The organism is Nocardia sp. NPDC051900, assembly GCF_044452545.1.
Taxonomy (GTDB): domain Bacteria; phylum Actinomycetota; class Actinomycetes; order Mycobacteriales; family Mycobacteriaceae; genus Nocardia; species Nocardia sichangensis.
The window spans coordinates 547,645-559,344 of the sequence record NZ_JBITBU010000002.1 but is presented as its reverse complement, the minus strand read 5'-3'; the positions used below and the strand labels follow the sequence as shown (position 1 = coordinate 559,344).

The window sequence follows — 11,700 nt, the reverse complement described above, 5'->3', positions numbered from 1 at the left end:
ACGTATGCGACCGATCTTTTCGATCGGGCGACGGTCGAAGGGTTCGCTGATCGGCTCTCGCGCATCCTCGCCGCCGTGGTCGCCGATCCCACCGTCCCGGTCGGGGATATAGACCTACTCGCCGACACCGAGCGCACCGACGTGCTCACCGCGTGGAACGACACCACCCATCCGGTGGAACCCGCCACATTGGCATCGCTACTGCGCCGGACCGTCGCGGCGACGCCGGGAGCCGTCGCGCTGGTCGCGGACCTATCCGGCGGCGACCGCGTCGAGCTCAGCTACGCCGAGCTGGCCGCCCGGGTGAACCGCCTAGCCCGTTACCTGATCTCGGTGGGCGTCGGCCCCGAAACCCGGGTCGCGCTCGCGTTCCGCCGATCGGTGGATCTGGTCGTGGCGATGTACGCGGTGGCCGAAGCCGGTGGGGCGTATGTACCGGTCGACCCCGACCAAGCCGCGGACCGGACCGACTACATCCTCTCCGTCTCCGCCCCGGTGTGTGTGCTGAGCAACGCGGAGTCGGACTTCGATACCGATGTCGCTCCGGTGGTGCGGCTCGAAGACCTGGAACTGACCGCGGTCGCGAGCGTGCCGCTCACCGACTCCGAGCGGGGCGTGCCCCTACGGCCGGAGAACACGGCCTATGTCATCTTCACGTCGGGTTCGACAGGACGCCCGAAGGGCGTCGCGGTGCCACACGCGGCGGTCGTGAACCAGTTGCTATGGAAGACGGCCGAGTTCGAGCTGACGCAGGACGACTCGGTGCTGCTGAAGACGGCGGCCACGTTCGACTTGTCGGTGTGGGAGTTCTGGTCGGCCGCGGTCTGCGGTGGCCGTCTGGTGATCGCCGCGCCGGATGGTCATCGGGACCCCGCGTATCTGCACGAGCTTATGGTGCGGGAATCGGTCACCACCCTGCACGCGGTGCCGTCGATGCTGGAGGCGCTGTCGGCACACCGGCCTGCGGCGGACGACTGGTCGCCACGGCGGGTGTTGGCGATCGGTGAAGCGTTGCCGGGTGCGTTGGCTCAGCGGTTCTTGCGTGAGAATCCGCGTACGGAATTGTTCAATTTGTATGGTCCGACCGAGGCGGCGGTGTCCATCACCAGCCATCGGGTCGGTGATACCGACCGGGTTTCGGTTCCCATTGGTGCGCCGGTGTGGAACAGTCGGGTGTTTGTGCTGGATGGGCGTTTGCGTCCGGTTCCGGTGGGTGTGTCGGGTGAGTTGTATTTGGCTGGTGCGCAGTTGGCGCGTGGCTATTTCGGTCGTGCGGATCTGACGGCGGATCGGTTCGTGGCGAATCCGTTCGAGCCGGGTGCGCGGATGTATCGCACGGGTGATTTGGTCGCTTGGACCGGTACGGGTGAGCTCGAGTATCGGGGTCGTACGGATTTCCAGGTGAAGATCCGTGGTTTCCGTATCGAACTCGGTGAGATCGAAGCCGCGCTGCTCGCGCTGCCGCAGATCGCGCAGACGGCGGTGATCGCGAAGTCCGACCCCAGGACGGGTGACCGGTTGGTGGCTTACCTGGTGGCGAGTGACGCCGAGGCCGGTGTGGATGTGGCGCAGGTGAAGTCGGAGCTCACCGCCAACCTGCCGTCATACATGGTGCCGTCGGCGTTCGTCGTGTTGGATGCTCTGCCGTTGAACGTCAATGGCAAGTTGGATCGTAAGGCGTTGCCGGAGCCGGAGTTCGAGGTCCAGGCGTTCCGGGCACCGTCGACTCCGATCGAGGAGATCGTGGCGTCGGTGTTCGCCGAGGTGCTGGGTGCGGAGCGTGTCGGTGCGGATGACGATTTCTTCGCTTTGGGTGGTAATTCGCTGTTGGCGACGCAGGTGGCGGCGCGGATCGGCGCGGCACTGGATGCCCGGGTGCCGGTCCGCGCGATCTTCGAGGCAGCGACCGTCGCCGCACTCGCGATCAAGGTCGAGCGGGGCTCCGGTGAACGCAAACGCATCCCGCTCGTCGCGGGTCCGCGTCCGGACCGCATCCCGCTGTCGTTCGCGCAACAGCGCATGTGGTTCCTCAACCAGTTCGACACCTCGGCCTCGGTCTACAACATCTCGGCCGCTATCCGCTTGTCCGGCGACCTGGACGTGGCCGCGTTGCGGCTTGCCGTCGCCGACCTCGTCGCCCGTCACGAGATCCTGCGCACGATCTACCCGCAGACGCCGGACGGCCCGGTACAGCGGGTCCTCGCTCCGCACGAGGTTGCGGTGGATCTGGCTCCCGTGCAGATCGGCGACGAGCACGTCGCGGGCGAGATTCAGCGGGTCGTCGCCGCGGGCTTCGACGTGACGGTCGAGGCGCCGTTGCGCGCGAAGCTGTTCCAGCTCGCGGGCACCGAATACGTGCTGGTCTTCGTCGCCCACCACATCAGCGCCGACGGCTGGTCGATGGGCCCGCTGACCAGGGACCTGATGCTGGCCTACGTGGCGCGCACCGGCGGCCAGGAGCCGTCCTGGGCCCCGCTGCCCATCCAGTACGCCGACTACGCGCTCTGGCAGCGCGACGCGCTCGGCCCCGACGACGACCCCGAGTCGCCGGCGGGCGAGCAATTGGATTACTGGACCACCGAACTCGCCGACCTGCCCGACGAGCTGAACCTGCCCGCAGACCGGCCGCGCCCGCCCGCCCAGTCCTTCGCGGGCGGCAGAACGGATTTCGTCGTCGAGGCCGACGTGCACGCCGCGCTGGCCGATCTCGCGCGGCGGCACAACGCCACGCTGTTCATGGTGGTACACGCCGCGTTCGCGGTGTTATCGGCTCGTCTGTCCGGCACCGAGGACATCGCCATCGGCACGCCCGTCGCGGGCCGCGGCGAAGCCGAACTGGACGACCTGATCGGCATGTTCGTCAACACGCTGGTGCTGCGCAGCCGGGTCACGCCCGGTCTCGGCTTCACCGAACTGCTGGCCCGCACGCGGGAAACGGACCTGCGCGCCTTCGCCAACGCCGACATCCCGTTCGAGCGACTGGTCGAAGTGCTCGCCCCCGAACGCTCGGCCGGTCGCCATCCGCTGTTCCAGGTGGCGCTGTCGTTCGAGAACCTGTCCGCGACCGGCTTCGAGCTACCCGGTCTGAGCCTCACCGCGCTCGACCCGGCCGCCGACACCGCCAAGTTCGACCTGCTGCTGACCGTGCGCGAGCAGCGCGCCGAATCCGGTGCGGAAGCCGGCCTGGCCGCCGAATTCACCTACGCTCGTGACCTGTTCGACGAAGCGACCGTGGTCGAGTTCGGCCGCAGGTTCCGTCGCATCCTGTCCGCGGTCGCCCAGCGCCCGGACACCGCCGTCGGGGATCTGGAGATCCTGGACGACTCCGAGCGCGCGGAGCTGATCGCCCGTACCGGCGCACCCGCCGTGCCGCCGCGCACGCTGCCGGAACTGATGGCCGCGGCCGTCGCCGGGAATCCGGCCGGAATCGCCGTGGTCGCGGACGACCGCACCTTCAGTTACGCAGAACTCGACGCGGCTTCGGCGCAATTGGCGCGGGCGCTGATCGACCGCGGCGCGGGACCGGAAGTGCCGGTCGCCATCGCGATCCGTCGTTCGGTGGAATCCGTGCTGGCATTGTGGGCGGTGACCAAGACCGGGGCGGCGTTCGTTCCGATCGACCCGACCTATCCGGCCGACCGCGTCGCGCGCATGGTCGCGGACTCCGGCGTAGCACTCGGCGTGACGCTCACCGCCGAACTGGACAACCTGCCCCTGCCCGGCGGCTGGCTCGCCTTGGACGATCAGGACTTCACCCTCGACGTCGCAGTGCGCTCGGATAAGCCATTGCGGCCCGACGAGCTGCGCGGACCGCTGCGCGCGAGCAACGCCGCGTATGTGATCTACACATCCGGCTCCACCGGCGTGCCGAAGGGCGTCGTGGTGACCCACGAAGGCCTGGCGAATTTCAGCGCCGAACAGGTGGAGCGCTATCGGCTCGACAGTTCCACCCGTGCCCTGGCGTTCGCGTCGCCTTCGTTCGACGCGTCGGTGCTGGAACTGCTGCTCGCCCTGGGTTCCGCGGGCGTGCTCGTGGTTGCGCCGCCATCGACCTTCGGTGGCGCGGAACTGGCCGAGCTGATCCGCGCCGGAGGCGTCACGCACGCCTTCCTCACGCCGTCGGTGCTCGCCTCGCTCGATCCGGACGCGTTGCCGGGAATGCGGGTCGTCGTGGCGGGCGGCGAAGCGGTGCCCGCCGATCTGGCGGCCAAGTGGACGACCATGTCCGAACGCGATTTCCACAATGGTTACGGGCCGACCGAAACCACCATCATGACCAACGTCAGCGACCCGCTCCGGCCCGGCGAACCGGTCACGATCGGCGGCCCGATCCGCGGGATGCGGTCGTTGGTGCTCGACAGCAGGCTGCGCCCGGTGCCCGAGGGCGTCACGGGCGAGTTGTATCTGGGCGGCATCCAGCTCGCGCGCGGCTATCACGCGCGCTCGGCACTGACCGCCGCTCGCTTCGTGGCGGACCCGTACGGCGTGCCCGGCGAGCGTCTCTACCGCACCGGCGATCTGGTGCGCTGGCGCCGCGGCAGCGGTGCGCCGGTCCTGGAGTACCTGGGCCGCAACGACTTCCAGGTCAAGGTGCGCGGCTTCCGCATCGAACTCGGCGAGATCGACGCCGCGCTCACAGCCCAGCCCGAAGTCGACTTCGCCGTGACACTCGGCCGCGAAACCGGTTCGGGCGCCACCATGCTGGTCTCGTACGTGCTACCCGCCGAGGGGGCGACGGCCGACCCGTCCGTGCTGACCGAACGGATCGGACGCAGACTGCCGGAGTACATGGTTCCGGCGGCGATCGTCGTGCTCGACGCGATTCCGCTGACCCCAGCGGGCAAACTGGACCGCAAGGCGCTGCCCGCGCCCGAGCCGGCCCTCCGCGCCTACCGCGCGCCGCGAACCCCCGCCGAACTGGTGATCGCCGAGGTGATCGGCGAGGTGCTCGGTCTCGAACGGGTCGGGATCGATGACGACTTCTTCGCCCTCGGCGGCGACAGCATCGTGTCCATCCAAGTGGTCTCCCGCTCGCGCGCACGAGGTATGACCTTCGCGCCGCGGGACGTCTTCGAATGCCGGACCGTCGCCGCGCTGGCCCGCGCCGCCGCGGTGGAGGGCGGCGGCCCCGGTGACGAGGCGGGCGAACTACCGCTGACGCCGGACGCCGCGCGGATGCTGGACGAAGGCATCGAAGTGCGGGCCATCGCGCTCGACATCCCCGAGACCTGCTCCGTGGAGACGGTGCACGGCGCGGTCGCCGCCGTGCTCGAGCGGCATCCGATGTTGTGGGTACAGCTGCGCTACGGCGAGGACGGCACGCCGGTGCTGCGCATTCCCGCCGCCGCCGAACGCACCGGCGAGGCGTTCCGCAGGCTGGACCCGCAGCGCGGCGAGACTTCGCTGCCCATCGACGACGTTGTGCAGGCGGTCGCGGCCGCCCTCGACCCCGAACAGGGCCGCAACATCTACTTCGTGCTCACCGGCGGACCCGAGGCTCGCTCCACACTGATCGTCGTGGCCAGCAGCCTCGTCATCGACGACGTTTCCTGGCGGGCGGTCGTCGACCAGCTCACCGCACGATGGGAGCGGGCGCGCCACGCCGCGCCCGCGAGCGCCGAAGCCGACCTCGGCGTGCTCATCCGTGCCCTGTCGGCCAAGGCGCACGATCCGGTCACCGTCGCCGAAATGGATTGGTGGCGACCAGCGCTCGGCTCCGTCCCGGAGGGCGCGGGAACCGAGGGACGGGATCTGCACGCACGCAGCCGGGTATCGCTCACCATCACCGCGGAGGGTGCGGCGGCCGTCGCCGCGGCCGCCGAGGCCTACCACGCCGGGGTGGAGGACATCCTGCTCACCGCGCTGGCGCTGGCACTGCAGACCTCCGCGGGAGAGACCGTCACACGCGCCATCGGTTCGGTCGTCCGGCTGTCCGCCGACGGTCGCGCGGCCACCGACGCCGATGGGGCGAGCACGGTGGGCGGCTTCGTCACCGAATATCCGCTGCCGTTGCGGTTGAGCCGGATCGACATCGATGAGGCCCTGATCGGCGGACCGGCGGCGGGCATCGCGATCGCGCAGATCAAGGAGTTGCGTCGGTCGGTGCCCTCGCGCGGTGTCGGCTACGGCCTGTTGCGCCATCTCAATGCCGAGACCGCCGCCGAGCTGCGTGGCCTCGGGCGTGGCCGGTTCGCGCTGCGCTACCGGGATCTGCGTCCGGCGCGGGTGCACACCGACATCCCGTCCGACGACCTGCTGCTCGTACTGACCGTCGACGCCACCGACGACGGCCTGCTCGCCCGGTTCGACTTCGCCGCCGCCGCGTTCCGCGGTGAGGACGCGAAAACGTTCGCCGAGCACTGGATCCGCGCGCTCGGCGGCCTCGCCGAGCACGGACTGCGCCCGGACGCGGGCGGCTACACCCCCTCCGATTTTCCGCTGGTGCGGCTCAAACAGCCCGACATCGACCGCTTCGCCCGCGCCTACCCCGACCTGTCCGACGCCTGGCCGCTCACCCCGCTGCAATCGGGCATGTTGTTCCACGCCCTGCTCGCGGAGCGCTCGGTGGACGTCTACACCACCCAGTTCGTGCTCGATCTCAGCGGCGCGGTGGACGCCCGCCGGATGCGCGCGGCCGCGCAAGCGGTGCTGGACCGGCACGACAACCTGCGCGTCGCCTTCGCCGACGACAGCGAGGGCAAGCCCGTACAGATCGTGCAGGATTCGCTGGAGGTGCCGTGGCGGCTGATCGATCTGGGTCAGCTGGAACCCGAAGCGGCCCGAGCCGAACTGGAGCGGATCAAGGCGGCGGATCTGGCCGACCACTTCGACATGCGGACCGCGCCGCTGCTGCGGTTCGCGCTGATCCGCTCCGCCGCGGCCCGCTACCACCTGCTGGTGACCAGTCACCACATCCTCGTCGACGGCTGGTCCATGCCGCTGTTGATGAAGGATCTGCTCACCCTGTACGCGTTCGGCGGCAAATCCCGGCACCTGCCCTCGGTGCCGTCCTACCGCGACTATCTGGCCTGGCTGGTCGCTCAGGACGCGGAAGCGGCCCGTTCCGCGTGGCGCGCCGCGCTGGCCGGTGTCACCGAGCCGACGCCGCTGGCGCCGGTCGATCCCGGCCGCGAGATCGCCTCGGGCGTGGGCGAAGTCGGGTTCGAGTTGTCCCCGGCCGACACCACCGCGCTGACCCGGCTCGCGTCGGGGCTGGGCGTCACGGTGAACACCGTGGTGCAGGCGGCCTGGGGGCTGTTGATCGGTCGCACCGCCGACCGTGACGACGTTGTCTTCGGCGCCACCGTGTCCGGCAGGCCGCCTCAGCTGGACGGTGTCGAGGCGATGGTCGGCCTGTTCCTCAACGCGATCCCGGTGCGGGTGCGGCTCGACCCGACCGGCACGCTGGGCGGGCTGCTGCGGCAGCTACAGGCCGAGCAGGCCGCCCTGCTGGACTATCACTACCTGGGGCTGAGCGACATTCAGGAAGCCGTCGGCGTGGAGGGGCTGTTCGACTCGCTCGTCGTGTTCGAGTCGTTCCCGGTGGACCGGGAGGGCCTGGACCGGGCGGGCGCCATCGACGGTATGAGCGTCACCGGCGTCGGCGCGGTCAACGGAACCCATTACCCGTTCACGGTCATGGTGGTGCTGGACAACCAATTGCGCGTCTCGGTGAAGTACCTGCGCGACGTCATCGACGAACCGGCGGCGCTCGCGCTCGCACAGCGGCTCTCGGCGCTGATCGGCCGCTTCGTGACCACTCCTCAGGCGCGCGTCGGCGATATCGACGTGCTGCTGGACGCCGAGCGCGCCGAGCTGGCCGCGCACAACGCCACCGACGTGCCGGAACTGCTCGACGGCGCGACGTTGACCTCGCTGTTCGACGCGCAGGTGGCGCGCACGCCGGACGCGCCGGCGGTCCGCTTCGGCGACACCACGCTCACCTACGCCGAACTCGACTCGCGCGCCCGGTCGTTGGCCGTCGAGCTGATGCGCTGGGGCGTCGGCCCGGAGACGCTGGTCGCCGTGGCCATGCGGCGCGGCATCGACCTGGTCGTCGCGATCTACGCGGTGCTGCGCGCCGGTGGCGGTTACGTCCCGATCGACCCGGACCACCCGGCCGAACGCAACGAGTACGTCCTCGGCAGCGCCGCCCCGATCTGCGTTCTGACCACCACCGCGGACGCGTTCGACACCGCGACCGGTGTGCCGGTGGTCGCCGTGGACACGCTGTATCTGCTTCCGTACGAGGGCCCTTGGCCGCAGGAGGAGGTGCGTCCGGACACCGTCGCCTACGTCATCTACACCTCCGGCTCCACCGGCCACCCCAAAGGCGTGATGATCACGCACCGGCAGATGGTGAATCAGTTCCGCTGGGCGCAGTCGGCCTACCCGCACGGCGACGACGTGGTGCTGCACAAGACGCCGATCACGTTCGACATCTCCGCCTGGGAGTTGTTCTGGCCGTTGCAGACCGGGGCGTCGATCGTGGTCGCCGCGCCCGACGGGCATCACGACCCGGCCTATCTGGCCCGCGTCATCGTCGACAACGCGGTGACCACGGCGCATTTCGTGCCATCGATGCTGGACGCGTTCTCGGATCCGGTGGCAGGCCCGACCGTGGCGTACCCCTCGCTGCGCCGGGTGTTCGCCGCGGGCGAGGCGTTGTCCGGGGCGACCGCGAGGAAGTTCGCCGCGGCCGTGCCGGGCGCCGAGCTGATCAACTGGTACGGCCCCGCCGAGGCCACCGTGGTCACCGGCCATCGCGTGCGCGACACCGCCGCGGCGGCGGTTCCGATCGGCGTCCCGGCGGCCAATACCCGCGTGCACGTGCTCGACCGGCAGTTGCAGCCGGTGCCGCCGGGCGCGGCGGGCGAGTTGTACGTCGCGGGTGCGCAATTGTCGCGCGGCTATCTCGGAGCCCCGGCCCTGACGGCCGAGCGTTTCGTCGCCCATGCGGGCGGCACCCGGCTCTATCGCACCGGGGATATCGTGCGCTGGCACGACGGCGCGCTGGAATACCTGGGCCGCAGCGACTTCCAGGTCAAACTGCGCGGCCAGCGCGTGGAACTCGGTGAGATCGAGGCCGTGCTGACGAGTCATCCGCAGGTGCGGCACGCCGCGGTCTCGGTGGTGCGTGGCGCCGCCGGCGATCGGCTGGTCGCGTACGTCGTCGGCGCGCCGGGGACGACCCTCGACGAAGCCGCGTTGGCGGCGCACGCCCGCGCCGCGCTGCCGTCGTACATGGTGCCCTCGGCTGTCGTCGCGCTCGCCGAGCTTCCGCTCAACGCCAGCGGCAAACTCGACCGCAAGGCGCTGCCCGCGCCGCCGTTGGTGGCGCGTCCGTACCGCGCGCCGGGCACGCCGCTGGAGCGGACCGTGCTCGAGGTGTTCGACGAGGTCCTCGAACCCGGCCCGGTGCATCGGGTCGGGATGGACGACGACTTCTTCGGCCTCGGCGGCACCTCGCTGGTCGCCACGCGGGCGGTCAGCAGGCTGCGCACGCTCACCGGCGCCGAGGTGCGGGTGCAGTGGTTCTTCACCGACCCGACCCCGGCGGCGCTGGCGGCCCGGATCATGGCCGCGCTGGCCGACGATCACGACTACGACCAGGACTCGAACGCGGCGCTCGGCGTGCTGCTGCCGATCCGCACCATGGTGCCGCACGACGTGGCCGCCGCCGAGCCGCTGTTCTGCCTGCATCCGATGTACGGGTTGTCCTGGTGCTACGCGGGCCTCGCGCGCTACGTGCCCGCAGGCACGCCGATCTTCGGCCTGCAGTCCCCCGCGCTCACCGAAGAGGGCTACCTGCCGGAGTCGCTGTTCGAGATGGCGCACCGCTACGTGGCCGAGATCCGCGCGGTGCAGCCGCACGGGCCCTACCGGCTGCTCGGCTGGTCGCTCGGTGGTGTGCTGGCGCACGCGGTGGCGACCGAGCTCCAGGCCGCGGGCGAAGAGATCGGCCTGCTGACCATGCTCGACAGTCACCCCGACATCGACGTCACGGATTTCCGGGCGGCGATCCGCGAGGCGCTGGCCGAACTCGGCATCGGCGCGGACGCCCTGCTGCCCGGCGAGGGCGACGTCCACGATCTGAGCGAGGACGCGCTGGCCGCGCTGCACGCCACCATCCCGCCGGACATGGCGGTGCTCACCCCGGACCGGGTGCGCCGGATCTACCGCAGCGCGGTGCGCTCGGCCGAGTTGATCGCCGAGCACCGGCCGGACGTCTTCCGGGGCCGATTGGACTACTTCAGCGCGGCCGGTCACGACACCGCGGCGGCCGGCTGGCAACCTTATGTCGACGGCCGGGTGGACGATCATCCCGTCGGTGTCTCGCACGATCAGATGACATCGCCGGAAGCGCTCGCGCAGATAGGTCCCAGATTGTCCGAGTTGCTCGATCCCCCGGGGTGGGAAGCGACACGGAACATGGGGCGGTCATGATCGAGCCGACACCGTTCCGGCATGATAGGGCAACGGTGCGGTAACGAAGTCCACTGTTGTGACGACTACATAGGCCGTATGGTCGGGCGGGATGCCTGGGCATCCACCCCGGCGTGTGGGGCATGCAGAGCGAATCTCGAGACGAAGCGAAGGTGCGAAATTGATACGTCGACAGAGCCGGCGCGGTGGCCTGCGGGCCGCGGCCGCCATCGCGGCAACCGCGGTGCTCGCGGGGATGATGACCGGTCTCGGCGCGTCCAGCGCGACAGCTGATCCGATCATCGATTCCAAGACTCTGTTGGGCAACCCGGTCGCCCCGGACGGTTCGCGTATCACCAAGGCCGAGTACAAGGACGCGCGCAGCATCCGGCTGTACGTGTACTCGGCGGCGATGGACGAGAAGGTCATCATCGACGTCCAGCGCCCGGCCGACGCCTCCGTGCCGCGTCCGACGCTGTACCTGCTCAACGGCGCGGGCGGCGGCGAGGACGAAGCCTCGTGGCAGGCGAAGACCGACGCGCTGCAGTTCCTGTCGGACAAGAACGTCAACGTGATCCAGCCGATCGGCGGCAAGTGGAGCTATTACACCGACTGGATCAAGGACGACCCGGTACTCGGCCGCAACAAGTGGAAGACCTTCTTCACCGAGGAGCTGCCCCCGCTGGTCGACGGCGCGCTGGGCACCAACGGCGTGAACGCCATCGCGGGCCTGTCCACCTCGGGCACCACGGTGCTCGCGCTGCCGATCGCCAAGCCGGGCCTGTACCGGGCGGCCGCGGCCTACAGCGGTTGCGCGCAGACCAGTGACCCGGTCGGCTCCGAGTTCGTCAAGCTGACCGTCGAGACCTGGGGCGGCGGCAACACCGACAACATGTGGGGTCCGGAAGGCTCGCCGGACTGGGTGGCCAACGACCCGTACGTGAACGCCGAGGGGTTGCGCGGGCTCGACCTCTACATCTCCACCGGCAACGGCCTGCCCGGCCAGTACGACACGCTCAACGGTCCGTACGCGCTGCCCGGCGCATACGGTCTGGCCAACCAGATCGTCATCGGAGGCGTGATCGAGGCGGGCACCAACTACTGCACGCACAACCTGAAGAACAAGCTGGACCAGCTGGGCATCCCGGCCACCTACAACTTCCGCGACTCGGGCACCCACTCGTGGGGCTACTGGCGCGACGAGTTCCAGCTGTCGTGGCCCGTGCTCGCGAAGGGGCTCGGTATCTGATCCGAATCGAGCCGGGACCGCCCGGC

The 11,700-nt window shown here is 69.9% G+C and carries 2 protein-coding genes; both read left to right on the top strand.

Going from position 1 to position 11,700, the window contains the following annotated elements:
* Window positions 1–10,446 (top strand): amino acid adenylation domain-containing protein (locus ACIA5H_RS04945; RefSeq protein ID WP_397073974.1); only part of this gene is annotated, 10,446 nt, incomplete at its 5' end.
* A 238-nt stretch (window positions 10,447–10,684) separates the two neighbouring features.
* A complete protein-coding gene (locus tag ACIA5H_RS04940) occupies window positions 10,685–11,674 on the top strand; it encodes an alpha/beta hydrolase family protein (RefSeq protein WP_355076310.1) in 990 nt (329 codons plus the stop codon).
* Window positions 11,675–11,700: the final 26 nt, after the last annotated feature.

Bases quoted from the DNA above. Each gene is read 5' to 3' on its own strand.
- ACIA5H_RS04940 (WP_355076310.1), top strand. From the start codon at position 10,685: ATGACCGGTCTCGGCGCGTCCAGCGCGACAGCTGATCCGATCATCGAT.